This is a genomic window from Pseudomonas sp. MYb2 (genome assembly GCF_002979955.1).
Classification (GTDB): domain Bacteria; phylum Pseudomonadota; class Gammaproteobacteria; order Pseudomonadales; family Pseudomonadaceae; genus Aquipseudomonas.
The window spans coordinates 72,769-96,543 of sequence record NZ_PCQC01000010.1; the positions used below are offsets into that span (position 1 = coordinate 72,769).

The window sequence follows — 23,775 nt, forward strand, 5'->3', positions numbered from 1 at the left end:
CCCACGCTCCCGCGTGGGAATGCCGCCCCCGGACGCTCCGCGTCCGTTGTGACGCAGAGCGTCACTGGATGCATTCCCACGCAGAGCGTTGGAACGATCAACCCGCAAGAATGATCTAGTCTTGGCAAGCCCCAGGGAGAGATCGCCATGCACCGCTTTTTCGAGCAGCTCAGTTCCCGCATCATCGCGCCGTTCATGGGCGAATCCTCACGCAACAGCAAAGTCTGGCCGTGCCGCTGCGGTCAGTCGCTGTTCTTTCGTAACAGCCAGTGCCTGGCTTGCAATGCCTTGCTCGGCTATCAACCTGAAGAAAGTCGCCTGACCTCTCTGCAGCCGGGACCGTACGAGGGCACCTGGACGCTCGACGCCGATCCCGACTCGGGATTGTTCCGCCGTTGCGCCAACCTCGACACCGCTGCTGCGTGCAACTGGCTGCTGCCGGCCAACGATCACGACAGCCTGTGCGTCGCCTGCAGTCTCAATCGCACCATCCCCGACCTGTCCGACCCGGACAATCCCGAACGCTGGCGCAAAGTCGAAATCGCCAAGCGGCGACTGGTCGCGCAACTGATCACCCTCGGCTTGCAGGTCATCCCGAAAACCGTCGATGAAGACACCGGGCTGGCCTTCGATTTCATCGGCGTCGACCTTGAAGGCAATGCGCCGATGACCGGCCACGCCAACGGCCTGATCACCCTCGACATCAAAGAAGCCGACGATGCCCACCGTGAGCAGGTGAGGGCGGCGATGCATGAACCCTACCGCACACTGCTCGGGCATTTTCGTCATGAGGTTGGCCATTACTACTGGGATCGCCTGATCGCCAACGGCCCCTGGCTCGGTTCATTCCGAGATCTATTCGGCGACGAGCGCGTCAGTTACGCCGAGGCGCTGGATCGCCATTATCAACAAGGCGCGCCACTCGACTGGCCGCAACAATATGTCAGCGCCTACGCAACCATGCACCCGTGGGAAGACTGGGCGGAAACCTGGGCGCACTACCTGCACATGATGGACGCCGTGGACACCGCATTGGGCTTCGGCATGAGCGCGCGGGAAATGGATTTCGACTACCAGCCGTTTCCGCCCAGCACGCTGTATGACCCGGAACATCCCGGCGGCGCGGCGTTCCTCTCATTCGTCAACGCGTGGATCGAACTGGCCGGCATGCTCAACGAATTGTCGCGCAGCATGGGCCAGCCGGATTTCTACCCGTTCGTGCTGCCAGCGGCGGCGATTGCCAAGCTGCACTTCATTCATCTGGTGATCCAGCAGGCGGGCGGCCGGGCGGACGAGGTTCTGGCCCTGTAGGAGCTGCCGAAGGCTCGGGCCGCGATCGGACGATCTTTATGTCCTTGAAGCGATTCATATTTTTAATCTACAACCAACGGTTGTAACTTCGTCTCAGATAGGTACAATGGCGCGGCTCGCCGACAGGCAAGCGTCGTTATGGTGACCCCATCGGTCCCCCCGCAACGATTACCCGTGAACCTGGTCAGAGCCGGAAGGCAGCAGCCACAGCGGGAACATTGTGTGCCGGGGTGTGGCTGGTGGGGTTACCACCTTAACGAACAATCGAACGCTTCAACCAGAACTGCATGGGTTTCGCCCACTGCGGTTTTTTTGTGTCTGCGATTTGTCAGGTCGGCACAAATTCCTTGTAGGAGTGAGCCTGCTCGCGATGGCGGTGTGTCAGTCAGTTCATTTTGGGAGACAGGACGCCATCGCGAGCAGGCTCACTCCTACAGGGGTTATGGGGTGCCTTCAGAGGATCCGGTATAGAGCCGGATAATCTCATCAATCTCCCCCGACATTTTCATCCGCAACAACGTGCGCAATATCCGTTGCACCGGTACCTTCGGATCATTGCGCACATAACAACCGACCTTCTGCTCCTGCAACACCGCTACCCCTTGCAGTTGCTGCTCCGGCATCAAGCGCTGGTTAAACCAGTCCAGCGTCCACTGATTGCTCACCGCATAGCGATAACGCCCGGCCATCAGCTTCTCCAGCACCTGTTCTTGGTTGCGCGCATCTTCGCGCTGCAGTCGATCAGCATCAAACAACGGTTGCAGGGTCGGGTAGGTGTAGCCGAGAACGGTGCCGATGGATTGGCGGGGCAAATGCGCAGGGTCGGCGCTGGCGGGTTGATCCTTGCGGCTGATCAACAGATCGCGCTGGAAGAACAACGGCAGACTCCAGATGTAATCCCCCGACTGATTCGGCAGCCACGACTGCGCGGCATAGCAGCGCACATCAATCTCGCCGTGCTCCATAGACGTCTGCACGCGGGCGCGGGGCAGGACGTGAAACTCGGCCGGTACGCCGACCTGCGTGGCCAGGCTGAGCATCAGATCATAGAGAATGCCCTGGGTCGGGCGGCCGCGTTCGTATTGCACCATCGGCATGGCCCAGCTGTCGGGCATGGCGAAGCGCAACGGGGTTTCCGCTGCCGTCACATTCAGGCTGATTCCCAGCAACGCCCCCCACAGCCCACCGCATAAACGCTCCGGTAATTCCCGCTCCTGAGCCGATAAAAGCCTCTGCTGATGCAGCTTAGCCATATTAGACGAGGACACCGGATGCAATTTTGCCCTTGCTCCGCTAGCATTAGCCGCTTCTGCTTCCTTCGCTGCGACGGTTTTCGATGAGTTATCAGGTTCTTGCACGTAAATGGCGTCCGCGCTCGTTCCGCGAAATGGTCGGCCAGACCCATGTGCTCAAGGCTCTGATCAATGCCTTGGACAGCCAGCGGCTGCACCACGCGTACCTGTTCACCGGTACGCGCGGGGTGGGTAAAACCACGATTGCGCGGATCATTGCCAAATGCCTGAACTGTGAGACAGGTATCACTTCCAGCCCGTGCGGCGAGTGTTCGGTGTGTCGTGAAATCGATGAAGGTCGTTTCGTCGACCTGATCGAGATCGACGCCGCGAGCCGCACCAAGGTCGAAGACACCCGCGAGCTGCTCGACAACGTGCAGTACGCGCCGAGCCGTGGGCGCTTCAAGGTCTATCTGATCGACGAAGTGCACATGCTTTCCAGCCATTCCTTCAATGCGCTGCTGAAAACCCTTGAAGAGCCGCCGCCGTACGTCAAGTTCATCCTCGCGACCACTGATCCGCAGAAACTTCCGGCAACGATTTTGTCGCGCTGCCTGCAGTTCTCGCTGAAGAACATGACGCCGGAGCGCGTGGTCGAGCATTTGACCCACGTTCTCACGGCTGAAAACGTGCCGTTCGAAGACGATGCACTGTGGCTGCTCGGTCGCGCCGCTGACGGTTCGATGCGGGATGCCATGAGCCTGACCGATCAGGCGATCGCCTTCGGTGAAGGCAAGGTGCTCGCTACCGACGTACGGGCGATGCTCGGCACGCTGGATCATGGTCAGGTCTATGATGTCCTGCATTCGTTGATCGAGGGGGACGCCAAAGCGCTACTCGAAGGCGTGCGTCACCTGGCCGAACAAGGCCCGGACTGGAACGGCGTGCTCTCGGAAATTCTCAACGTGCTGCACCGTGTGGCGATCGCTCAGGCGCTGCCGGAAGGTGTCGACAACGGCCATGGCGACCGCGATCGCGTGTTGGCACTGGCGCAGGCCTTGCCAGCCGAAGACGTGCAGTTCTATTACCAGATGGGCCTGATCGGTCGCCGCGATTTGCCGCTGGCGCCGGACCCGCGCGGTGGCTTCGAAATGGTCCTGCTGCGGATGCTGGCCTTCCGGCCCGCTGATACGGCGGACGCGCCGAGGCAACCGCTAAAGCCAGTGGGGATCAGCCAGGCCACAGTTGATTCCGCAAACTCAGTGGCTGCCGCGCCTAAGCCTGCGCCGGTAGTCGCCGCGGCTGTTGCGCCGGCTCCAGCTCCGGCACCCGTGGCGGTACCAGCATCTGCACCGGCTCCCGAGCCCGCGCCGGTTGCTCCTGTTGCCGCGCCAGAACCTGAGCCCGCGCCTGTCGTTGCCGAAGCCGTCGTCGACCTGCCGTGGAATGACCCGGTAGAGCCCGAGACAGAGCCAGAGCCCGAACCCGCGCAGCAACCTGCCGTCGAACCGGTGCTGGAAACCGCCGCCGAGCAACCCGAGTTGCCGCCGATGCCGTTGCCGACCCCGGACAGCGTCGTTCCGCAGGCTCCAGAATGGGCTGCAGCACCGATTCCCGAGCCTTCGGTCGCCGACGTCGATGCCGCTACACCAGGCATGGACCTGGACGACGAGCCGCCGCTCGACGAGGACTACATCGAACCGGACATGGATTCGGCTTACAGCTACCTCGACGAACTGGCCAGTGAACACGCTGCCGAGCCAGCCCCGGAGCCCGAGCCAGAACCGGCTGCGGCACCGGCCACTGGTCTGGCATTGCAATGGCTGGAGCTGTTCCCGAAATTGCCGATCTCCGGCATGACCGGCAGCATCGCCGCCAATTGCACGTTGATCGGCGTCGATGGCGACCATTGGCTGATGCACCTCGACCCGGCGCACAGCGCACTGTTCAACGCCACGCAACAGCGTCGTCTAAACGATGCGTTGAACCAGTTCCACGGTCGCACGTTGACCCTGACCATCGAGCTGATCAAGCCCGAGCAGGAAACCCCGGCTCAGGCCGCGTCCCGTCGCCGTGCCAACCGTCAGCGTGAGGCGGAGGAATCGATCCATGGTGATCCGTTCATCCAGCAGATGGTGCAGCAGTTCGGTGCCGTCGTGCGACACGATACTATTGAACCTGTCGATGCCTTGGTCGCCCAAGGCTAATAACTGAAGGTGCCTGGCCTCGAAGGCCGGGCGCTGTTTTGATCCAAGTACTTTTGAGGTGATTCCCATGATGAAAGGTGGCATGGCCGGCCTGATGAAGCAGGCGCAGCAGATGCAGGAAAAAATGGCCAAGATGCAGGAAGAACTGGCCAACGCTGAAGTCACCGGCAAGGCCGGCGGCGACATGGTCACCGTGGTGATGACCGGTCGTCACGACGTCAAAAGCGTGAGCATCGACCCAAGCCTGGTCGAAGGCATGAGCGAAGACGACAAAGAAATGCTGGAAGCGGTCATTGCCTCCGCCGTCAACGACGCTGTGCGCAAGATCGAAAAGAACAGCCAGGACAAAATGGGCAACATGACCGCCGGCATGAACCTGCCAGCCGGTATGAAACTGCCATTCTGATTCGCCAATCGGCGGTAGATGAGCTACACAAATGCCAGGCCTTGCGCCTGGCATTTTTGTTTCCGACTGATCGTTCCCACGCTCTGCGTGGGAATGCAGCCCGGGACGCTCCGCGTCCCAAGTACAGAGCCGAACGCGGAGCGTCCGTTGCGGCATTCCCACGCGGAGCATGGGAACGATCAGCCCCGGCACCTGAATAAACATCGAACGCGCAAAAGCCTCAACGGTCTGCTCCCTAGACCCGCTGAATTCACACTTCACAGGAGACGCTGACATGTCCGACCCTCTCACGCTCAACCAACGTTTCGTCCTCGCTTCGCGCCCGGTCGGCGCACCGACCCCGGAAAACTTTCGTCTCGAACGCGAGGCGCTGCCGGATCTTGCGGATGGCGAGGTGTTGCTGAAAACCCTGTACCTGTCCCTCGATCCCTACATGCGCGGACGCATGAGCGACGCACCGTCCTACGCCGCCCCGGTACAAATCGGCGAAGTAATGACTGGCGGTGCTGTCAGCCGTGTCGAGGATTCGCGTCATCCGAAATTCCATAAAGGTGATCTGGTCGTTGGCGCCACCGGCTGGCAGAGCCACAGCATCAGCGACGGCCGCAACATCATTCCAATCCCGGCCGGGCTGCCGAGCCCGTCGATGGCCCTGGGTGTGTTGGGCATGCCAGGCATGACCGCGTACATGGGGTTGATGGACATCGGTCAGCCTAAAGAAGGCGAAACGCTAGTCGTAGCCGCTGCATCCGGCGCGGTGGGTTCGGTGGTCGGCCAGGTGGCGAAGATCAAAGGCCTGCGGGCGGTCGGCGTGGCGGGCGGAGCCGAGAAGTGCAAATACGTGGTCGAGGAACTGGGTTTCGATGCCTGCATCGATCACAAGGCTGCCGATTTTGCCGAGCAACTGGCCAAAGCCTGCCCTGATGGCATCGACATCTATTACGAAAACGTCGGTGGTCACGTATTCGATGCCGTAGTGCCGTTGCTTAACCCAAAGGCGCGCATCCCGTTGTGCGGGCTGATTGCCGGTTACAACGCCTCCGAGGCGCCGCAAGGCCCGGATCGCCTGCCGATGCTGCAACGCACATTGTTGACCAAGCGCGTGCGCATTCAGGGCTTTATCGTGTTCGACGACTACGGCGATCGTCAGCCGGAGTTCATCAGCCACATGGTGCCGTGGGTGCGCGACGGCAAGGTGAAATTCCGCGAGGACGTGGTCGATGGTCTGGAGCAGGCGCCCGAGGCATTTATCGGTCTGCTGGAGGGGCGCAACTTTGGCAAACTGGTGGTGCGGGTTGCACAGGACTGAGTATTTGACGCTGGCCAGAGGCGCGGGTATAAACCGCGTCTCGTTGTTTTGTCGGACTTTTTACCCATGAGCTTCAGCCCTTTGATTCGCCAACTGATCGACGCGCTGCGCACCTTGCCGGGCGTGGGTCAGAAAACCGCCCAGCGCATGGCGTTGCAGATGCTCGAGCGTGACCGCAGCGGCGGCTTGCGTCTGGCGCAGGCACTCAGCCAGGCCATGGAAGGCGTCGGCCACTGCCGTCAGTGCCGCACGCTGACCGAAGACGATCTGTGCCCGCAATGCGCCGATACTCGCCGCGACGACACGTTGTTGTGCGTGGTGGAAGGGCCGATGGATGTGTATGCCGTCGAGCAGACCGGCTTCCGTGGGCGCTACTTTGTGCTCAAGGGGCATTTGTCGCCGCTCGATGGCCTCGGGCCTGAGGCGATCGGCATTCCGCAGTTGATGACGCGGATTGAAGAAGCGGGGACGTTTACCGAAGTGATTCTCGCAACCAACCCGACCGTGGAAGGTGAGGCAACAGCGCATTACATCGCGCAGTTGTTGCAGAACAAAGGCCTGATCGCGTCGCGCATTGCCCATGGGGTGCCGTTGGGCGGTGAGCTGGAGCTGGTCGATGGCGGCACGCTGGCGCATTCGTTTGCCGGGCGCAAACCCATTTCTCTCTGATAAAAATCAAAAGATCGCAGCCTTCGGCAGCTCCTACAGGGAAACGCGTATTTCCAATGTAGGAGCTGCCGAAGGCTGCGATCTTTTGATCTTCTGCATCTTGTAAACCAAGCAAGCGCTCGGTTAAGTTCGGCGAACCCTTCCGTGGAGCTCGCCCATGCCTGCCTTTCAGGAATACTTCGATCCCAGCCACCAATTGGTCCGCGACAGTGTCCGACGTTTCGTCGAGCGCGAGATCCTGCCGGACATCGATCAGTGGGAAGAAGCCGCAAGCTTCCCCCGTGAGCTGTACCTGAAAGCTGGCGCCGCCGGCATCCTCGGCATCGGTTACCCCGAGGCGCTGGGTGGCAGCCATGAAGGCGATCTGTTCGCCAAGGTTGCCGCCAGTGAGGAACTGATGCGCTGTGGCTCAGGCGGGCTGGTAGCAGGGCTTGGCTCGCTGGATATCGGTTTGCCGCCGATCGTCAAATGGGCCCGTCCCCAGGTGCGGGATCGTGTTGTGCCTCAAGTGCTTGGCGGCGAGAAAATCAGCGCCTTGGCAGTCACCGAACCCGGTGGTGGCTCTGACGTTGCCAACCTGCAAACCCGCGCCGTGCGCGACGGCGATGTCTACCGGGTCAGCGGCAGCAAAACCTTTATCACCAGTGGCGTGCGCGCGGATTTCTACACCGTCGCGGTGCGTACCGGTGCGCCGGGTTTCGGCGGTATCAGCCTGTTGTTGATCGAGAAGGGCACGCCCGGTTTTACCGTCGGCCGGCAGTTGAAAAAAATGGGCTGGTGGGCGTCGGACACCGCTGAATTGTTCTTCGACGATTGCCGCGTGCCTGCTGGAAACCTGATCGGCGCCGAGAACATGGGCTTCGCCTGCATCATGGGCAACTTTCAGAGCGAACGACTGGCGCTGGCACTGATGGCCAACATGACCTCGCAGCTTGCGCTGGAACAGAGCCTGAAATGGGCGCGCGAGCGTGAAGCGTTTGGCAAACCGATCGGCAAGTTTCAGGTGATCAAACATCGGCTCGCCGAGATGGCGACTGCACTGGAGGTATCGCGGGAGTTCACTTACCGGCAAGCGGCGAAGATGGCGGCGGGGCAGAGTGTGATCAAGGAGATTTCCATGGCGAAGAACTTTGCCACGGACACTTCGGACCGGATCACCACCGAGGCGGTGCAGATTCTGGGTGGGTTGGGTTATATGCGTGAGAGTCTGGTGGAACGGCTGTATCGGGATAACCGCATCCTGTCGATTGGCGGCGGGACGCGGGAGGTGATGAACGAGATCATCAGTAAGCAGATGGGGCTTTGAATGGTTGCTGGGGCTACTGGCCTCATCGCGAGCAGGCTCTCTCCTACAGGGGGAACGCATTCCAAATTGTAGGAGTGAGCCTGCTCGCGATGGCGGCCTGAAGGGCGCTACTTACTTATCGGTCAAGGCAAACTGCGTCAGGCAGAAGGTAGGAATGCCCATGTCCTCAAGACGCTGCGAACCTTGCAACTCCGGCAAATCAATAATCGCCGCCGCCTCATGCACCCGCGCGCCCATGCGGCGAATCAGGTTGGCTGCTGCGATCAGCGTGCCGCCCGTGGCGATCAAGTCATCGAACATCACCACCGAGTCGCCTTCGCACAGGCTGTCGGCGTGCACTTCCAGAAACGCTTCACCGTACTCGGTTGCGTAACCTTCGGCCAACACGTCCGCTGGCAGTTTGCCTTGCTTGCGGAACAACACCAGCGGCTTGTTCAACTGATAGGCCAGCACCGAACCGATCAGGAAACCACGGGCATCCATCGCGCCGATGTGGGTGAAGTCGGCTTCGACATAGCGGTGGGCGAAGCTGTCCATCACCAGGCGCAGGGCGGTTGGCGACTGGAACAGCGGGGTGATGTCGCGAAAGATCACGCCCGGTTTCGGGAAGTCGATCACTGGGCGGATAAGCGATTTGATGTCGAAGGAGTCGAAGACCATCGTCGAGGTGTCCTGGCAGGGCTGCAAACGGCGCAGTATACCCGCGGCTGAAACGCTTCGCTCAACCGCAGATCGACATTAACCTTCGAGCGAGCCACCGGCCAGCGCGCAGAGCTGGATCGGGTCGAGGATGTGAATCTCCTTGCCCTCGGCGGCAATCAATTGGTTCTGCTGGAAACGGGTGAACACCCGGGACACGGTTTCCACCGCGAGACCGAGGTAGTTGCCGATTTCGTTACGCGACATTGCCAGGCGGAACTGATTGGCTGAGAAGCCGCGAGCGCGGAAGCGGGCGGACAGATTGACCAGGAACGTGGCGATGCGCTCGTCGGCAGTTTTCTTCGACAGCAGCAACATCATTTGCTGGTCGTCGCGGATTTCGCGGCTCATCACACGCATCAACTGACGGCGCAGTTGCGGCAATTGCAGGGCCAGTTCGTCGAGGCGTTCGAAGGGGATTTCGCAGACCGAGGTGGTTTCCAGCGCCTGGGCCGACACCGGGTGTTTCTCGGTGTCCATGCCGGACAGGCCGACCAGTTCGCTCGGCAGGTGGAAACCGGTCAGTTGTTCTTCGCCGCTGTCGCTGAGGCTGAAGGTCTTCAGGGCGCCGGAGCGTACTGCATAAACGGAATCGAACGTGTCGCCCTGACGGAACAGGAACTCGCCTTTTTTCAGCGGGCGGCCGCGTTTAACGATTTCGTCCAGCGCATCCATGTCTTCCAGATTCAGAGAAAGTGGCAGGCAGAGAGGGGCCAGGCTGCAATCCTTGCAATGGGCCTGGTTATGAGCGCGCAGTTTGACTGGCTCGGACATTTCTTAAATCCTTGTGGGAAAACACACATAAGCTGTAAGGGTAACCCACGAGAGGACATTCAGGCCAGTCTACGGCGACTTTGTCCCACAGCCATAAAGCCGCAGGGCAAGCCGCCGATAAACAGGTATCAGAACGCATACAAGGAACGATTCGATGGCCGCCATTGGCACGCTGGGCCCCGCTGGCAGCGACGTTGCGGCATTGCCGGAGACGTTTAAAGCGTCTTCGGGCAGTGCACGCGACGCGGGCTCGACCGAGGAAGCAACCCCGACCTTGGTCGAAGGTGTCAAAGTGTCGCTGTCTGGAGCGTCCATCGAAAAATCTGCCGGCGCTGGCGGCGATAATCGCGATATCGAAGAAAGCGGACTGCCTGAGAACATCCAGCAATTGTTGAAGATGATCCGTAAATTTCAAAAAGAGATTGCCGAGAAAAAGGCGCTCATCGAAGCGGTGATGGCTGACAAGCGTCTTTCCAACGAAGAAAAGATCACCAAGACTGCCACCCTGCGCGGCGCCATCGCCGCGCTGAACACCGGGTTGATCACGGCCAATCTTGCCTTGTCGAAAGTGGTCGGGCAGTCGGGCCTCACGGCAGATCAGAACCTGAAAGTCGGTTCGCTGCTGATGAAAAACTAGATCACCCGCGAGAACCGCTGTCGGTTCTGCTGTTCCAGGTAGGCGTCGAACACCATGCAGACCGAGCGCACCATCAGGCGCCCGGCCGGCAACACCTTGATCCCTTCGCGATCAAGCTCAATCAGGCCGTCGTTGGCCATGCCTTGCAGTTGCGGCCACAGCGCACCGAAATATCCCTGAAAATCGACATTGAATTGCTGTTCGATCTCGGCGAAGTCGAGGCTGAAATTGCAGATCAGTTGCTGAATCACCGCGCGCCGCAGCCGATCGTCGGCATTGCATACCAGGCCTCGACTGGTTGCCAGTTGCGCGGCGGCGAGGGTGTGCTGGTATTCGTTGAGGTCGCTGCTGTTCTGGCAATACAGGTCGCCGATCTGGCTGATCGCTGAAACGCCCAGGCCGATCAGGTCGCAATGGCCGTGAGTGGTGTAACCCTGGAAGTTGCGTTGCAGGGTTTCTTCCTCTTGGGCAATCGCCAGTTCGTCGTCGGGCAGGGCAAAGTGATCCATGCCGATGTAGCGATAGCCGGCGGCGGTGAGCTGTTCGATGGTGCGCTCGAGCATTTCCAGTTTCTGCGCGGGCGCAGGCAATTCACTGGCATTGATCCGCCGCTGGGGCATGAAGCGCTCCGGCAGGTGCGCGTAGTTGAACACCGAGAGCCGGTCCGGTTGCAGGCTGATCACCTCTTCCACGGTACGGGCGAAGTTGTCCGGGGTCTGCTTGGGCAGGCCGTAGATCAAGTCGATGTTGATCGAGCGAAATTGCAGGGTGCGCGCGGCGTCGATCACGGCGCGGGTTTCTTCCAGGCTTTGCAGGCGATTGACCGCACGCTGCACCGTCGGGTCGAGGTCTTGCAGGCCGATGCTGACCCGATTGAAGCCGAGTTCGCGCAACAAGCCCATGGTGGACCAGTCGGCTTCGCGCGGGTCGATTTCGATGCCGTAATCGCCGGAATCGTCATCGAGCAAATTGAAATGCTTGCGCAGGTGCGCCATCAACTGGCGCAGTTCGTCGTGGCTGAGAAAAGTCGGAGTGCCGCCGCCAAAGTGCAGTTGCTCGACCTTTTGCGTCGGGTCGAGGTGACAGGCGATCAGCTGGATTTCCTGTTCGAGCCGTTGCAGGTACGGCAGGGCGCGGCCGCGATCCTTGGTGATGACCTTGTTGCAGGCGCAGTAGTAGCAAATGTTCGCGCAGAACGGCACATGCACATACAGCGACAACGGGCGCAGGGCCTTGCGGCTGTCACGCAGGGCATGGAACAGGTCGAAGGTGCCGACCTGACTGTGAAATTGCACGGCCGTCGGATAAGAGGTGTAGCGCGGCCCCGCCAGGTCGTAGCGGCGGATCAGATCAGAGTCCCAACGAATGGCGTCGAGCATGCGGGCATTCCCCCGGATAGGCTGGCAGTGTGAGCGAGTCTATCGGGGTGCGGCGATGGGGCTCTTGATTTGCATCAACGGGGAGGAGGTGTGTTGATCAGGCGGGCCTCTTCGCGAGCAAGCTCGCTCCCACATTGGATCGGCGGTGCAACACAAATCCCCTGTGGGAGCGAGCTTGCTCGCGAAGGCCGCACCGCCGATCTAATGCCCCATCAACCAATGCTGATGTGGGCCGGGTAATGTCCAGATCCCGAACAGGATCACCAGCAATCCACCGGCCATGCGCACGCTGCGTTTGCGCAAAATGGCCGTGACGCGTTCTGCCGCGAGGCCCGTGGCGAGCAGCACCGGCCAGGTGCCGAGCCCAAACGCAAGCATCAACAACGCACTGTCCAGCGCGTTGCCCTGACTCGCCGACCACAACAATGTGCTGTAAACCAGCCCGCACGGCAGCCAGCCCCACAACGCGCCAAGCAGCAGGGCGCGGGGCAGACTCGACACCGGCAGCAAACGGTTGGCGACGGGTTGGATGTAGCGCCACAAACCGCGTCCGAGACTTTCAATGCGCGTTAGCCCGCTCCACCAGCCGGCCAGATACAAACCCATGGTGATCAGCAACAACCCGGCCAGCACACGCATGAACAACGCTGCAGGACTGTTCGCCACCGCCCAACCCGCCAGCCCGATCAGCAAGCCCGCCGTGGCATAACTGAGGATTCGGCCCAGGTTATACGCCAGCAACAAGCGGAAACGTCGGCTGCGTTGCTCCTTGGGAATCGCCAGGGTCAGCGCGCCCATCAAGCCGCCGCACATGCCCAGGCAATGGCCGCCACCGAGCAAGCCGAGGATCAGCGCCGAGATCAGCAGTGGCACCAGTTCAAGCATCGGGCGGGGCCTTGTCGTCTGTTTTGCTGGCGTTGGCTTCGTCCACCGCAGCAGTGTGGTTCGGATCCTGATCGTCGAACAGGATGCTGTGGGCCGGGCCGTCGAGATCGTCGTACTGCCCGCTGTCCACCGCCCAGAAGAAGATGTACACGGCGATGGCCACGATCAGCAGTGCGGCCGGGATCATCACGTAGAGAGCTGGCATCTGTACTCCAGGCCCGCGCGGCTCAGGCCGGCAGCGGGCGGGTTTCTGAGCGGTGGCGGACTGGCGCCGGGCTCGGCAAGCGAGTCAGGCGCAAGGCATTGAGCACCACGGTCAACGAACTGATCGACATGCCGACGGCGGCCCACACCGGAGTGATCCAGCCAAGGGCGGCGAATGGCAACATGAGGCCATTGTACAGCGCCGCCCACAGCAGGTTCTCGATGATTACCCGACGGGTTCGCCGCGCGAGGGTGAAGGCCTGGACCAAGGCGTCGAGACGATTGGACAGCAGCACGGCATCGGCACTGGTTTTCGCCAGATCCGTGGCCGAGCCCATGGCCACGCTGATATCAGCGGCAGCCAACACCGGCACATCGTTGACGCCGTCGCCGAGCATCAGCACCTTGCGGCCTTCCTTGTGCAGTTGTTGCAGCACTTGCAGCTTGTCGTCGGGACGCAAACCGCCACGAGCCTCATCAATACCCAGTTCCGCCGCCACGCTAGCGACCATCGGCGAGCTGTCGCCGGACAACAGCAATGTGCGCCAGCCACGCGCCTTGCACGCGGCGAGCAGGGCGGGGGCGTCGTCGCGCAAGCGGTCGTCGAGGCCGAACCACGCCAGCGGGCCTTGAGCGTCGCCGAGCAGCAACCATTGGCCGGCCTCGTTCGGCATGGCCGGCACAACGGCGCCGCTGAGAGCACAGACAAACTCGGCCTGACCGATGCGCAAGCGCTGCTCGCCGACCAGCCCTTCGAGGCCAAGTCCCGGCGTACTCTGGACGTCTTCAGCGGCGAGCGGCGCACGGCCGAAGGCGCGGGCAATCGGGTGTTCCGAGCGGTTTTCCAACGCGGCAGCGAGGCTCAGGCATTGGTCGCTGTCGTGCGCGCCGAGTGGGCGAATCGAACGCAGTACCAGCCGGCCTTCGGTGAGGGTGCCGGTCTTGTCGAAGATCACCGTGTCGATCTGATTCAAGCCTTCCAGCACATGCCCGCGCGTCAGCAGTAAGCCGAGTTTGTGCAGGGTGCCGGTGGCGGCGGTGAGGGCAGTCGGCGTTGCCAGCGACAGTGCGCACGGGCAGGTCGCGACGAGCATGGCGAGGACGATCCAGAACGCGCGCGAAGAATCCAGTTCCCACCACAGCAGGCCGATGGCGGCAGCGGCGATCAGCGACAGCAGCAGGAACCATTGCGCGGCGCGGTCGGCAATTTCTGCCAGCCGCGGTTTTTCCGCCTGAGCGCGCTCGAGCAGGCGGACGATGGCCGACAGTCGTGTGTCCTGGCCCAGCGCCTGCACTTCCACGGTCAGCGCGCTTTCGACATTCAGCGTGCCGGCGGTCACAGCATCACCGGGCATGCGCGGTTGCGGCAGGTATTCGCCGGTCAGCAGCGATTCGTCGATGCTCGATTGGCCATCGATGATCTTGCCGTCTGCCGGCAGAATCGAACCGGGCGGGATGAGGATTTGATCACTCAGGCGCAATTCGCTGAGCAGAATGCGTTCGCTCTGGCCGTGGTTGTCCAGGCGCAGACACGAAGCGGGCAACAGATTGACCAGTTGGGCCGTGGCAGCCGCTGTGCGTTCCCGTGCGCGGCGTTCCAGGTAACGTCCGGCGAGCAGGAACAGCGCGAACATGCCCACTGCGTCGAAGTACAACTCGCCGACACCGGTGATCGAGGTCCAGATCCCGGCGATGTAGGCGCTGCCGATCGCCAGCGACACCGAGACATCCATGGTCAGGTGTCGTGTGCGCAAATCGCGCATCGCGCCTTTGAAGAACGGCGCGCAGCTGTAGAACACGATCGGCGTGGTCAGGAACAGCGCCACCCAGCGCAGGATCGTGTGTAGCTCGGGGCTGAGGTCGATGTTGAATTCCGGCCAGGTGGCCATGGTCGCCATCATCGCCTGGAACCACAGCAGCCCGGCGACGCCGAGCTGGCGCAGGGCCAGGCGGTTTTCGCTGGCCAGTTGTTCGCTGGCGCGATCAGCCTGATAGGGATGGGCGGCGTAACCGATGTGGCGCAGTTCGGCGAGGATCTGGCTCAGCGGCAATTGCGCGTCGGCCCAGCTCACGTGCAGGCGATGGTTGGACAGGTTCAGCCGCGCCTCGGCGACGGCGGGCAGCGTGCGCAGGTGTTTTTCAATCAGCCAGCCACACGCGGCGCAACTGATGCCTTCCATCAGCAGGGTGGTTTCGGCCAGCTCCCCTTGGTGGCGCACAAAGGGTTGCTGGACGTCGGCGCGATCGTACAGCGCCAGTTCATCGACCAATTGCACCGGCAATGCTTCGGGGTTGGCTGAGGCTTCGCTGCGGTGTTGGTAGTAGCTTTCCAGACCGCCGGCGACGATGGCTTCGGCCACAGCCTGACAGCCCGGGCAGCAGAACTCGCGGGATTGTCCGAGCACGACAGCGGTGAAGCGGCTGCCAGACGGAACGGGCAGGGCGCAGTGGTAGCAGGGGAGTGGGCTGGTCATCGAGTGTTCACTAATACTGCTGATTCACTACACCCCCGTGTAGGAGCTGCCGCAGGCTGCGATCTTTTGACTTTAAAACAAGATCAAAAGATCGCAGCCTGCGGCAGCTCCTACATAGGGGTATCGGGTTACTTCTTGAGGTCTTCGGCGCCTTGCAGCGGCTCGTCACCCAGCAGCAGATCCTTGTCATGGCTCACTAGCTCTTCTTCGAACATGCGCCACACATGGTCATCCTGACTGCCGAGCAATTCGACAAACCGGCGACCTTCGACCTTGTCGCCCAATTGACCGATGTAGCGGCCCGCTTCGGTTTCGCTGCGGGTCAGGACGATCTTGCGATCCTTTTCCGGTTGTGTCGGCGAAATCAGGTTCAATTCAAGGGTCTTCGGCTGGCTGTCGCCGCTCAGGCGCAAATCAACCTCACCAGTAACATCATCCAGATGCACCGCCGCACGCATCTTCAAATTCTGCGCCAACAACTCGCGATCCAGCGAACGGTTGATACCCTTGCCCGCCTCGTAGTAGTTGTCGTTGACCAGATTGTCCGGGTTGTTCACCGCAATGGTCACCATCGACAGAGTCAGGGTCACCGAACAGGCCAGAATCCCGATGATGATCCATGGCCAGAGGTGCTTGTACCAAGGACTTGCGGCGTTTGCTGCGGGCATGTTCAGTTCTCTCAACGGATTTGGGGGCCGATGAATCGGCTCTTGGCTTCAACGTGGACGCTGTCGTCATCGGCATCCTTGAGGATGAATTTCACCTCGTTGGTGCTCGATGGCAGTTGTTCCGGTGCGCTCGACAACTCGACCGGCATGCTGACGATGTCGCCGGCCGCGACCTTGATCTCGCGCTTGCCTTGCAGGCGCAGATCCGGCAACCCGGCGGCTTCCAGCACATAGGTGTGATCGCGCTGGTCCTTGTTCATGATCTTCAGGCTGTAAACGTTTTCGATCCGGCCTTCAGCGTTTTCGCGGTACAGCACACGGTCCTTGCTGACATCGAAACCGACCAGCGAACGCATGACGAACGCGGTGACCAGCAGGCTGATCATCGCCAGCAACACCACGGCATAGCCGATCAGGCGTGGCCGCAGTTTATGGGTTTTCTGTCCCGACAGGTTGTGTTCGGTGGTGTAGCTGATCAGGCCGCGCGGGTAATCCATCTTGTCCATGATGCTGTCGCAGGCGTCGATGCACGCGGCGCAACCGATGCACTCGATCTGCAGGCCGTCGCGGATGTCGATGCCGGTCGGGCAGACCTGCACGCACATGGTGCAATCGATGCAGTCACCGAGGCCCAGGGCCTTGTAGTCGATACCTTTCTTGCGCGGGCCACGGCTTTCGCCGCGACGCGGATCGTAGGAAACGATCAGCGTGTCCTTGTCGAACATCACGCTCTGGAAGCGCGCGTACGGGCACATGTAGATGCACACCTGCTCGCGCAACCAACCGGCGTTGCCGTAGGTGGCGAGGGTGAAGAAGCCGACCCAGAAATACGACCAGCCATCGGCCTGGCCGGTGAAGAATTCGAAGACCAGTTCGCGGATCGGCGAGAAATAACCGACGAAGGTCATGCCGGTGACGAAACCGATCAGCAGCCACATCACGTGCTTGGCGGCTTTACGCAGGAATTTGTTGGCGCTCATCGGCGCCTTGTCGAGCTTGATGCGCTGGTTGCGGTCGCCTTCGGTAACCTTTTCGCACCACATGAAAATCCATGTCCAAACACTTTGCGGGCAGGTGTACCCGCACCAGACGCGGCCGGCATAAACGGTAATGAAGAACAGGCCGAACGCAGCGATGATCAAGAGGCCCGAAAGCAGGATGAAATCCTGTGGCCAGAACGTTGCACCGAAGATGAAGAATTTGCGCTCTGGCAAGTTCCACCACACGGCCTGGTGGCCGCCCCAGTTCAGCCACACCGTACCGAAATACAGCAGGAACAATGCGGCGCCGCCCATCATCCGCAAGTTGCGGAACAGGCCGGTGAAAGCGCGGGTGTAGATTTTTTCTCGTGAGGCGTAAAGGTCGACGCTGTTGTTCGCGTTTTTGCTCGGCGGTGTGACGTCGTGTACCGGAATCTGGTTGCTCATCATTGCATCCCACGGCAGTGGAAAAATGCCTCGGTCGATACGTGCCAACCGCGGTCAAAATGGGGTGTTGCAGTGGCGCAATGATACGCCTGTCGCTCTGGCTCAAGGGTGCGACCTTTGGTCGCGTTGGGGGCGAAGCCTGAATGGTGTAGCGAATGTAGCAAAGCCTGATGCAGGTCAATTGACTTGTTGAGTATGGACAGTTTTGGCGTGGTCGCTAATTCATTGTTCCCAGGGGTTTATCAGGGAAACACCACTCGATTGAAAATCACCGACATTGCGAGTAACGACAGTGAGTCCGTGAACCAGCGCGGTGGCTGCAATCAATGCGTCGCTTTCATTGGCCTGCTCGGGTACATGCAGACTGGCACAACGCAGTGCCACAGCAGCGTCCACCGGCAGGATTCGTGCGTCGAATGCCGGCATGACGTGGCGCATCAGCCAGCTGCGCAAAACCTTGCCTTGAGCAGGATCGCGCCGTTCCATGCGTAGCACCCCGGTTTCCAGTTCTTTTAGGGTAATGGCCGAAAGATACAGGCTTGGAGCCAGCACGCTTTTCGCCCAATTGACGACATTGGCATCAGCTTGCGGCTTGCGAAGTTCGGATATCACATTGGTGTCGAGTAAATACATCAGGATAGATCCACGGGACGATGAATGATGACCGCACGCTCGGTTTCGAATTCGATGTCGGCGGCTTCCGGCATGACTAGCAAATCAACAATGTTTGCGTTTGTACCGCTCAGTTCCTGATATTCCTCGATGCTCAACAGGACGTGAGAAGCCTTGCCGCGGTCGGTAATGATCACAGGGCCCAGGCGTGCAGCCTTCTTGGCGCTGCTGGTGTCCTGATTGAACTCACGGCTGGAGATGGTGGTGATTGCCATCATGGTCGACCTCTCGGATTGCAGATGTAGCAACGTTACTACTTCGCCGTCAGTGCGACAATTGGAAGGAGCAGGGCTCATACGTCCGTTGGTCGGGCGATGGCTGGCATGTGTGGAGACGGCTTCGCGCGAAGCAGAAGCCATCTCGGCTTGAATCAGGCTTCGTTTCAAAACTCAGGGAAGCCGACCACCGCCCAGGCTGTCGAGACTGCCGGTATTCCTGTGCGGTTTCGTGGTGCTGTTGGCATCGGGTTGCAGCGGCGTGCCGAGGCTCAGCACAGCGGGACTCAGGGCGTGATTCGATGAGTCGCAAGACTGCTCGGTTTCAGCGAGGTCCTGCTCGTCTGGTAGTTGCGTGTTGTCATCATTCAACATGGCAGCTTCATCCTTGAAGTTACTCCGATGCGGATCATCGGGCTGCTGAAAACCCTATCGCCGATGGTCAATCGAGTCCATCAGACAAGTGTCTCAAGGTATGAAGCGCCAACAGAATAGCCCCACCAATACACATTGGCGGGGCCGTCTGCTTGCCGCTTTATGTGCGTGATATCCATGTGCTGGAAATATAATCAGTTAATTGTCAGGTTTTAAAGTTGCGGGCTTCTCGAATAACTTGGTTTTTTGCGCTGTTCTTCGGCAGTTGCGTATTGATGTTTATAGAACAAGGTAACAATGGAGTTTCATGAATATAAAGGATGTTAAAAAAACTCTCGCCGGGCTGTGCCTGTCATCGCTGGCTTCTTTTGCCCATGCAGACGAAGGCGTTCCACAGCACATGGTATTTGCCTCGGACCCCCAATATCCGTGGACGGAAAAATCGGACAGCGGTGAAGAGGAATCGAGCGCGGACTTTGAAAAACGCTCGAAATGGCTGGTTGAAAGCCAATTCGCGAGCATTGCGCAGTTCCGCAACGAGATGGGCGGGCAGAGCACAGTACCGCTGATGATCAACGGCGACATGACCGCGTTCGGCCACGGCTGGCAACGCTCGTTTATGGGGGGGATGCTGCAGAAATATTTTGCTGATGACTATCTTTACGGGCTGGGTAATCACGACTATCAGAACAATGTCAATGACTGCTTTAGCGAGAGTTGCGCAGCGGGCAGTATCGTCGATTATCGCGATCATCATGTTGATAAGGTCGATCAGATGGATCTTGCAGTTACCGGAGGATTTCTCAATAAGCATTATCTGGGAAGTCTGGCTTACTCGAAGAGCATTGGTGAAGTGCATCTGGTGCAACTGAACAATGAACCGACTTACCAAGTGAAGATTTCCCATGCCTTGAATCCAACCACGTTCGATATCAAGCAGTCGCTGGACTGGCTGGAGAATGATTTGCGGATAGCGCGGATGCAGGGATCGGTGATCATTATCAACATGCACAAACCCTATGATTGGGCGGGCAGTTGGGATGAGCAAAAGCGCTTTCGCGCGATGATCGAAAAGTACCAGGTGACGGCGATGTTCGCCGGCCATTTCCATGCCGATGGCGGCAGCATGAGTTACATCGGCAGCGTGCCGATGTTCCTCAGTGGTGGGGCCTCGCGGCAAACGTACCTGACTGCCAGTTTTTCCAGGGATCGCAAACAACTGGAAGTGAGTCTGGTGGAGGGCAACCAGTGGCGTAAACGTACGCCGGTGGCAACGGTGCCGGTAAAGTCGATCTTTACCAGTCGACTATAAAAAAGCCCCCGCCAGGTGAGTGGCGAGGGCTTTCGTTGCAACGCAAACCGGGCTTATCGGGCGTCGGCTTCCGGAGCTTTTTCACCGTGGGACAGGCTGTAAACGTAAGCCGCCAGCAGGTGCACCTTGTCGTTGCCTTGCAGTTGTTCCTGCGCCGGCATCTGGCCCTGACGGCCGTAACGGATGGTCTGCTGCAGTTGCGCGAAGCTCGAGCCGTAGATGAATGCACCCGGGTGGGTCAGGTCAGGCGCGCCCATGGCGGGAGTGCCTTTGCCGGCCGGACCGTGGCAGGCCACGCAGTTGGCGGCGAACAGTTTGCCGCCGTTTTCCGGGTCAGCCTTGGTGTCTTCCGGCAGTTTGCGGCCATCGAGTTTGGTCACGACGAATGCCGCGACATCGGCCACGCCTTGCTCGCCAATCACTTCAGCCCAGGCCGGCATAACCGCGTGACGACCGCCCATGATGGTGGTCTTGATGGTTTCCGGCTCGCCGCCCCAGCGCCAGTCGGCGTCGGTCAGGTTCGGGAAACCGTAGGCACCCTTGGCGTCGGAACCGTGGCACACCGAGCAGTTGGAGGCGAACAGGCGGCCACCCATTTTCAGTGCTTGCGGATCCTTGGCGACTTCTTCGATCGGCATGGCGGCGAACTTGGCGAAGATCGGACCGAACTTGGCGTCCGAACGGGCCATTTCCTTTTCCCACTCGTGCACGCCGGTCCAGCCGGTCTGGCCGTTGGCGAACGCGGTCTGCTTGTCGTTATCGAGGTAGTTGTAACCCGGCAGCAGGCCTTTCCAGTTGCCCAGACCCGGGTACAGCACCAGGTAACCCAAGGCGAAAACGATGGTGCCGACAAACAGCATGAACCACCATTTCGGCAGTGGGTTGTCGTACTCCTCGATCCCGTCGAAGGAGTGCCCGACCGTCTCGTCCGTCTGTTCGCTGCGCTGGCCCTTGCGGGTCGACAGCAACAGCCAGGTCAGGGCGAAGATCGTACCGAGACTGAGGACTGTGACGTACAGACTCCAGAATGTAGTCATTCTTTGTTACTCCTAGAAGCTTGCTCGACGTGCTTGATGGCTTCGGGATCATCCGCAAAAGGCAACAAGGTCGCGTCTTCAAACTCCGACTTGCGCTTGGGGCTGAACACCCACAACGCCAGACCGATGAAGGCCACCATCACAACAACGGTGCCCAGGCCACGAATCATCCCGATATCCATCTAATTCACCGTTTGCTTTTGATGATGGTGCCCAGGCCTTGCAGATAGGCCACCAGCGCGTCCATTTCGGTTTTGCCCTTCACGGCAGCCTGTGCACCGGCGATGTCTTCGTCGGTGTAAGGGACGCCGAGGGTGCGCAAAACCTCCATTTTCTTGGCGGTTTCCTTGCCGTCGAGCTTGTTTTCCACGAGGAACGGGTAAGCCGGCATTTTCGACTCAGGCACCACGTTGCGCGGGTTGTACAAGTGCGCACGCTGCCAGTCATCGGAGTAACGACCACCGACCCGGGCCAGATCCGGACCGGTACGCTTGGAACCCCACAGGAACGGGTGATCCCAGACGCTTTCACCCGCCACCGAGTAGTGGCCGTAGCGTTCGGTTTCAGCACGGAACGGACGGATCATCTGCGAGTGGCAGCCGACACAGCCGTTGGCGATGTAAACGTCGCGGCCTTCCAGCTCCAGTGCCGAACGCGGCTTCATACCTTCGACCGGCTTGTTGGTAACGTCCTGGAAAAACAGCGGAACGATTTGGGTCAGACCGCCAATGCTGACGGCGATGACCATGAAGAAGGCCAGTAGACCAATATTCTTCTCGACAGCTTCATGCTTCATCAGTGAGCTCCAACGACAGCGATCTGGGCAGCGGCTTCGGCTTCAGCCGGGTTCGAGGCGCGCACGGTGCGCCAGACGTTGTAAGCCATCAGGAACATGCCGCTGGCGAAGAAAGCGCCGCCCAGGGCACGAACGATGTAACCCGGGTGGCTGGCCTGCAGCGCTTCAACGAACGAGTAGGTGAGGGTGCCGTCGTCGTTGATTGCACGCCACATCAGGCCCTGAGTGATGCCGTTGACCCACATCGACGCGATGTAGAGCACGGTGCCGATGGTCGCGAGCCAGAAGTGCGCGTTGATCAGGCCGACACTGTGCATCTGCGCACGGCCGAACAGACGCGGGATCATGTGGTAGATCGCGCCGATCGAGATCATCGCTACCCAGCCGAGAGCGCCGGCGTGTACGTGGCCGATGGTCCAGTCGGTGTAGTGCGAGAGCGAGTTGACGGTCTTGATCGCCATCATCGGACCTTCGAAGGTCGACATGCCGTAGAACGCCAGCGAGACCACGAGGAAGCGCAGGATCGGGTCGGTGCGCAACTTATGCCAGGCGCCCGACAGGGTCATCATGCCGTTGATCATGCCGCCCCAGCTTGGCGCCAGCAGAATGATCGACATCGCCATACCCAAAGATTGTGCCCAATCCGGCAGTGCGGTGTAGTGCAAGTGGTGCGGGCCGGCCCAGATATACAGGGTGATCAGCGCCCAGAAGTGCACGATCGACAGGCGATAGGAGTAGATCGGACGCTCAGCCTGTTTCGGCACGAAGTAATACATCATCCCGAGGAAACCGGTGGTCAGGAAGAAGCCCACCGCGTTGTGGCCGTACCACCACTGGATCATCGCATCCGTCGCGCCCGAGTAGGCGGAGTAGGACTTGAACAGGTTCACCGGCAGGGAAGCGTGGTTGACGATGTGCAACATCGCCGTGACGACGATGAACGCGCCGTAGAACCAGTTACCCACATAGATGTGCTTGGTTTTGCGCTTGGTGATGGTGCCGAAGAACACCAGACCGTAGGTGACCCAGACAATGGCCAGCAAAATGGCGATCGGCCATTCCAGTTCCGCGTATTCCTTGGTGGTGGTGTAACCCAGCGGCAAGGTAATGATCGCGCCGACGATCACCGCTTGCCAGCCCCAGAAGGTGAAGGCCGCGAGGCTGTCGGAGATCAGTCGCGTCTGGCAGGTTCGCTGCACGACATAGTAGGAAGTGGCAAACAGTGCACAACCACCGAAGGCGAAAATCACCAGGTTTGTGTGCAACGGGCGCAGGCGTCCAAAGCTCGTCCACGGCAGACCGAAGTTCAATTCCGGCCAGACCAGTTGCGAGGCGATGAAGACACCGAGCCCCATGCCAAGGATCCCCCAGACCACCGTCATGATGGCGAACTGGCGGACTACCTTATAGTTATAAGCAGTCGGACTGATTGCTGTGCTCATTCTAAGGTTCCACGGTTTGGGTGTTTTATTAGGATTAAAATCGGCCGCAAGTATGCAGAGAGCAGGGGGTCATTGCAACGCGCCATGACCTGGGTCAATGCTTTCCAACGCTGATTCTGCGGCCTTTCCATGCGCCGCGTAAGGACAAAATTGGCCTCGGACAAAATGTCGCAGCGGACGAAAAAAGCGAGGGGTTCAGGTCGCTTGTAACGGGGTGTGTTCAAACGCTCAGTTCGGGTGACGGATGGCAAATGGCACGACAGCCGGTATCTACCGGCGTTTGCGGCCACATCAGTCAGCCGGTTCGCAGAACACAGCAGTCAGCGTTGACCTGGAACC

The 23,775-nt window shown here is 60.0% G+C and carries 24 protein-coding genes and 1 other RNA gene; 9 read left to right on the top strand and 16 right to left on the bottom strand.

Annotated elements, in window-relative coordinates:
- Positions 1 to 147 precede the first annotated feature (147 nt).
- Positions 148 to 1,311, top strand: a complete 1,164-nt coding sequence (locus tag CQ009_RS17955) for a putative zinc-binding metallopeptidase (protein ID WP_105707905.1) — start codon at positions 148 to 150, stop codon at positions 1,309 to 1,311.
- Between the two features lie 148 nt (positions 1,312 to 1,459).
- An RNA gene (gene ffs / locus CQ009_RS17960) (signal recognition particle sRNA small type) lies at positions 1,460 to 1,556 on the top strand.
- A 195-nt stretch (positions 1,557 to 1,751) separates the two neighbouring features.
- Here the strand turns inward: ffs and CQ009_RS17965 are convergent.
- Entirely contained in the window at positions 1,752 to 2,564 is an 813-nt protein-coding gene (locus CQ009_RS17965) for an ABC transporter substrate-binding protein (RefSeq protein ID WP_105707907.1), read from the bottom strand.
- An 83-nt stretch (positions 2,565 to 2,647) separates the two neighbouring features.
- Between CQ009_RS17965 and dnaX the strand changes: the two genes are divergently transcribed.
- The 5 genes from dnaX to CQ009_RS17990 all read left to right on the top strand — a co-directional run bounded on the left by dnaX (position 2,648) and on the right by CQ009_RS17990 (position 8,440).
- Complete coding sequence (gene dnaX / locus CQ009_RS17970; RefSeq protein WP_105707909.1) at positions 2,648 to 4,750, top strand: DNA polymerase III subunit gamma/tau; 2,103 nt, start codon at positions 2,648 to 2,650, stop codon at positions 4,748 to 4,750.
- Positions 4,751 to 4,817: 67 nt separating this feature from the next.
- Positions 4,818 to 5,156, top strand: a complete 339-nt coding sequence (locus CQ009_RS17975; RefSeq protein ID WP_016984747.1) for a YbaB/EbfC family nucleoid-associated protein — start codon at positions 4,818 to 4,820, stop codon at positions 5,154 to 5,156.
- A gap of 274 nt (positions 5,157 to 5,430) precedes the next feature.
- Positions 5,431 to 6,465 (top strand): NADP-dependent oxidoreductase, encoded by a 1,035-nt coding sequence (locus CQ009_RS17980; protein WP_105707912.1) that lies wholly within the window; start codon positions 5,431 to 5,433, stop codon positions 6,463 to 6,465.
- Between the two features lie 66 nt (positions 6,466 to 6,531).
- Complete coding sequence (gene recR / locus CQ009_RS17985) at positions 6,532 to 7,134, top strand: recombination mediator RecR (protein WP_064391294.1); 603 nt, start codon at positions 6,532 to 6,534, stop codon at positions 7,132 to 7,134.
- 157 nt (positions 7,135 to 7,291) lie between these two features.
- Positions 7,292 to 8,440: an acyl-CoA dehydrogenase family protein gene (locus CQ009_RS17990; protein WP_105707915.1), complete on the top strand. Its 1,149-nt coding sequence runs from the start codon at positions 7,292 to 7,294 to the stop codon at positions 8,438 to 8,440.
- A gap of 111 nt (positions 8,441 to 8,551) precedes the next feature.
- Here the strand turns inward: CQ009_RS17990 and CQ009_RS17995 are convergent, their stop codons facing one another.
- Together CQ009_RS17995 and fnr are read right to left on the bottom strand one after the other, a co-directional pair.
- The gene (locus CQ009_RS17995; RefSeq protein WP_007918333.1) at positions 8,552 to 9,100 is read right to left on the bottom strand and encodes an adenine phosphoribosyltransferase; all 549 of its coding nucleotides are present in this window, start codon (positions 9,098 to 9,100) and stop codon (positions 8,552 to 8,554) included.
- Positions 9,101 to 9,178: 78 nt separating this feature from the next.
- Positions 9,179 to 9,913: a fumarate/nitrate reduction transcriptional regulator Fnr gene (fnr, locus tag CQ009_RS18000; RefSeq protein ID WP_008088813.1), complete on the bottom strand. Its 735-nt coding sequence runs from the start codon at positions 9,911 to 9,913 to the stop codon at positions 9,179 to 9,181.
- Positions 9,914 to 10,067: 154 nt separating this feature from the next.
- Between fnr and CQ009_RS18005 the strand changes: the two genes are divergently transcribed.
- Positions 10,068 to 10,550: a hypothetical protein gene (locus CQ009_RS18005; RefSeq protein WP_064391296.1), complete on the top strand. Its 483-nt coding sequence runs from the start codon at positions 10,068 to 10,070 to the stop codon at positions 10,548 to 10,550.
- Here CQ009_RS18005 and hemN read toward each other — a convergent pair.
- The 9 genes from hemN to CQ009_RS18050 all read right to left on the bottom strand — a co-directional run bounded on the left by hemN (position 10,547) and on the right by CQ009_RS18050 (position 18,849).
- Entirely contained in the window at positions 10,547 to 11,929 is a 1,383-nt protein-coding gene (gene hemN, locus CQ009_RS18010) for an oxygen-independent coproporphyrinogen III oxidase (RefSeq protein WP_064391297.1), read from the bottom strand. The two genes, CQ009_RS18005 and hemN, sit on opposite strands and share 4 nt — an antisense overlap.
- 201 nt (positions 11,930 to 12,130) lie before the next feature.
- Positions 12,131 to 12,814: a sulfite exporter TauE/SafE family protein gene (locus CQ009_RS18015; protein WP_105707917.1), complete on the bottom strand. Its 684-nt coding sequence runs from the start codon at positions 12,812 to 12,814 to the stop codon at positions 12,131 to 12,133.
- The gene (ccoS, locus tag CQ009_RS18020) at positions 12,807 to 13,019 is read right to left on the bottom strand and encodes a cbb3-type cytochrome oxidase assembly protein CcoS (protein WP_105707920.1); all 213 of its coding nucleotides are present in this window, start codon (positions 13,017 to 13,019) and stop codon (positions 12,807 to 12,809) included. Before ccoS ends, CQ009_RS18015 begins: the two co-directional genes overlap by 8 nt.
- 22 nt (positions 13,020 to 13,041) lie before the next feature.
- The gene (locus tag CQ009_RS18025) at positions 13,042 to 15,492 is read right to left on the bottom strand and encodes a heavy metal translocating P-type ATPase (RefSeq protein WP_105707922.1); all 2,451 of its coding nucleotides are present in this window, start codon (positions 15,490 to 15,492) and stop codon (positions 13,042 to 13,044) included.
- Between the two features lie 128 nt (positions 15,493 to 15,620).
- Positions 15,621 to 16,160: a FixH family protein gene (locus CQ009_RS18030; protein WP_064391301.1), complete on the bottom strand. Its 540-nt coding sequence runs from the start codon at positions 16,158 to 16,160 to the stop codon at positions 15,621 to 15,623.
- Positions 16,161 to 16,171: 11 nt separating this feature from the next.
- Complete coding sequence (gene ccoG / locus CQ009_RS18035) at positions 16,172 to 17,587, bottom strand: cytochrome c oxidase accessory protein CcoG (protein ID WP_064391302.1); 1,416 nt, start codon at positions 17,585 to 17,587, stop codon at positions 16,172 to 16,174.
- 222 nt (positions 17,588 to 17,809) lie between these two features.
- Positions 17,810 to 18,220: a type II toxin-antitoxin system VapC family toxin gene (locus CQ009_RS18040; RefSeq protein ID WP_105707924.1), complete on the bottom strand. Its 411-nt coding sequence runs from the start codon at positions 18,218 to 18,220 to the stop codon at positions 17,810 to 17,812.
- Positions 18,220 to 18,474, bottom strand: coding sequence for a type II toxin-antitoxin system Phd/YefM family antitoxin (locus CQ009_RS18045; RefSeq protein ID WP_064391312.1), 255 nt, complete (start codon positions 18,472 to 18,474; stop codon positions 18,220 to 18,222). The genes CQ009_RS18040 and CQ009_RS18045 overlap by 1 nt, the downstream gene beginning before the upstream one ends.
- Before the next feature lie 174 nt (positions 18,475 to 18,648).
- The gene (locus CQ009_RS18050) at positions 18,649 to 18,849 is read right to left on the bottom strand and encodes a hypothetical protein (protein WP_064391304.1); all 201 of its coding nucleotides are present in this window, start codon (positions 18,847 to 18,849) and stop codon (positions 18,649 to 18,651) included.
- Positions 18,850 to 19,156: 307 nt separating this feature from the next.
- On the opposite strand from CQ009_RS18050, the gene CQ009_RS18055 reads away from it, so the two are divergent.
- Positions 19,157 to 20,161: a metallophosphoesterase gene (locus CQ009_RS18055; RefSeq protein WP_064391305.1), complete on the top strand. Its 1,005-nt coding sequence runs from the start codon at positions 19,157 to 19,159 to the stop codon at positions 20,159 to 20,161.
- 53 nt (positions 20,162 to 20,214) lie between these two features.
- On the opposite strand, the gene ccoP is transcribed toward CQ009_RS18055, so the two are convergent.
- Genes ccoP through ccoN form a run of 4 tightly spaced genes read right to left on the bottom strand, consistent with a single transcriptional unit; the run spans position 20,215 to position 23,436 of the window.
- Positions 20,215 to 21,198, bottom strand: coding sequence for a cytochrome-c oxidase, cbb3-type subunit III (gene ccoP / locus CQ009_RS18060; protein WP_064391306.1), 984 nt, complete (start codon positions 21,196 to 21,198; stop codon positions 20,215 to 20,217).
- On the bottom strand, positions 21,195 to 21,380 hold the full coding sequence (locus tag CQ009_RS18065; protein ID WP_003175465.1) for a CcoQ/FixQ family Cbb3-type cytochrome c oxidase assembly chaperone: 186 nt from the start codon (positions 21,378 to 21,380) through the stop codon (positions 21,195 to 21,197). Before CQ009_RS18065 ends, ccoP begins: the two co-directional genes overlap by 4 nt.
- A 5-nt stretch (positions 21,381 to 21,385) precedes the next feature.
- Positions 21,386 to 21,994 carry a cytochrome-c oxidase, cbb3-type subunit II gene (gene ccoO, locus CQ009_RS18070; protein ID WP_077571866.1) on the bottom strand — a complete coding sequence of 203 codons (609 nt, stop codon included), beginning with the start codon at positions 21,992 to 21,994 and terminating at the stop codon, positions 21,386 to 21,388.
- Entirely contained in the window at positions 21,994 to 23,436 is a 1,443-nt protein-coding gene (ccoN, locus tag CQ009_RS18075; RefSeq protein WP_064391308.1) for a cytochrome-c oxidase, cbb3-type subunit I, read from the bottom strand. The genes ccoO and ccoN overlap by 1 nt, the downstream gene beginning before the upstream one ends.
- Positions 23,437 to 23,775: the final 339 nt, after the last annotated feature.

Excerpts from the sequence above, each read along its gene's own strand:
- CQ009_RS17955 (WP_105707905.1), top strand. The coding sequence starts at position 148 with ATGCACCGCTTTTTCGAGCAGCTCAGTTCCCGCATCATCGCGCCGTTC.
- CQ009_RS17965 (WP_105707907.1), bottom strand. The coding sequence starts at position 2,564 with ATGGCTAAGCTGCATCAGCAGAGGCTTTTATCGGCTCAGGAGCGGGAA.
- dnaX (WP_105707909.1), top strand. The coding sequence starts at position 2,648 with ATGAGTTATCAGGTTCTTGCACGTAAATGGCGTCCGCGCTCGTTCCGC.
- CQ009_RS17975 (WP_016984747.1), top strand. The coding sequence starts at position 4,818 with ATGATGAAAGGTGGCATGGCCGGCCTGATGAAGCAGGCGCAGCAGATG.
- CQ009_RS17980 (WP_105707912.1), top strand. The coding sequence starts at position 5,431 with ATGTCCGACCCTCTCACGCTCAACCAACGTTTCGTCCTCGCTTCGCGC.
- recR (WP_064391294.1), top strand. The coding sequence starts at position 6,532 with ATGAGCTTCAGCCCTTTGATTCGCCAACTGATCGACGCGCTGCGCACC.
- CQ009_RS17990 (WP_105707915.1), top strand. The coding sequence starts at position 7,292 with ATGCCTGCCTTTCAGGAATACTTCGATCCCAGCCACCAATTGGTCCGC.
- CQ009_RS17995 (WP_007918333.1), bottom strand. The coding sequence starts at position 9,100 with ATGGTCTTCGACTCCTTCGACATCAAATCGCTTATCCGCCCAGTGATC.
- fnr (WP_008088813.1), bottom strand. The coding sequence starts at position 9,913 with ATGTCCGAGCCAGTCAAACTGCGCGCTCATAACCAGGCCCATTGCAAG.
- CQ009_RS18005 (WP_064391296.1), top strand. The coding sequence starts at position 10,068 with ATGGCCGCCATTGGCACGCTGGGCCCCGCTGGCAGCGACGTTGCGGCA.
- hemN (WP_064391297.1), bottom strand. The coding sequence starts at position 11,929 with ATGCTCGACGCCATTCGTTGGGACTCTGATCTGATCCGCCGCTACGAC.
- CQ009_RS18015 (WP_105707917.1), bottom strand. The coding sequence starts at position 12,814 with ATGCTTGAACTGGTGCCACTGCTGATCTCGGCGCTGATCCTCGGCTTG.
- ccoS (WP_105707920.1), bottom strand. The coding sequence starts at position 13,019 with ATGCCAGCTCTCTACGTGATGATCCCGGCCGCACTGCTGATCGTGGCC.
- CQ009_RS18025 (WP_105707922.1), bottom strand. The coding sequence starts at position 15,492 with ATGACCAGCCCACTCCCCTGCTACCACTGCGCCCTGCCCGTTCCGTCT.
- CQ009_RS18030 (WP_064391301.1), bottom strand. The coding sequence starts at position 16,160 with ATGCCCGCAGCAAACGCCGCAAGTCCTTGGTACAAGCACCTCTGGCCA.
- ccoG (WP_064391302.1), bottom strand. The coding sequence starts at position 17,587 with ATGAGCAACCAGATTCCGGTACACGACGTCACACCGCCGAGCAAAAAC.
- CQ009_RS18040 (WP_105707924.1), bottom strand. The coding sequence starts at position 18,220 with ATGTATTTACTCGACACCAATGTGATATCCGAACTTCGCAAGCCGCAA.
- CQ009_RS18045 (WP_064391312.1), bottom strand. The coding sequence starts at position 18,474 with ATGGCAATCACCACCATCTCCAGCCGTGAGTTCAATCAGGACACCAGC.
- CQ009_RS18050 (WP_064391304.1), bottom strand. The coding sequence starts at position 18,849 with ATGTTGAATGATGACAACACGCAACTACCAGACGAGCAGGACCTCGCT.
- CQ009_RS18055 (WP_064391305.1), top strand. The coding sequence starts at position 19,157 with ATGAATATAAAGGATGTTAAAAAAACTCTCGCCGGGCTGTGCCTGTCA.
- ccoP (WP_064391306.1), bottom strand. The coding sequence starts at position 21,198 with ATGACTACATTCTGGAGTCTGTACGTCACAGTCCTCAGTCTCGGTACG.
- CQ009_RS18065 (WP_003175465.1), bottom strand. The coding sequence starts at position 21,380 with ATGGATATCGGGATGATTCGTGGCCTGGGCACCGTTGTTGTGATGGTG.
- ccoO (WP_077571866.1), bottom strand. The coding sequence starts at position 21,994 with ATGAAGCATGAAGCTGTCGAGAAGAATATTGGTCTACTGGCCTTCTTC.
- ccoN (WP_064391308.1), bottom strand. The coding sequence starts at position 23,436 with ATGAGCACAGCAATCAGTCCGACTGCTTATAACTATAAGGTAGTCCGC.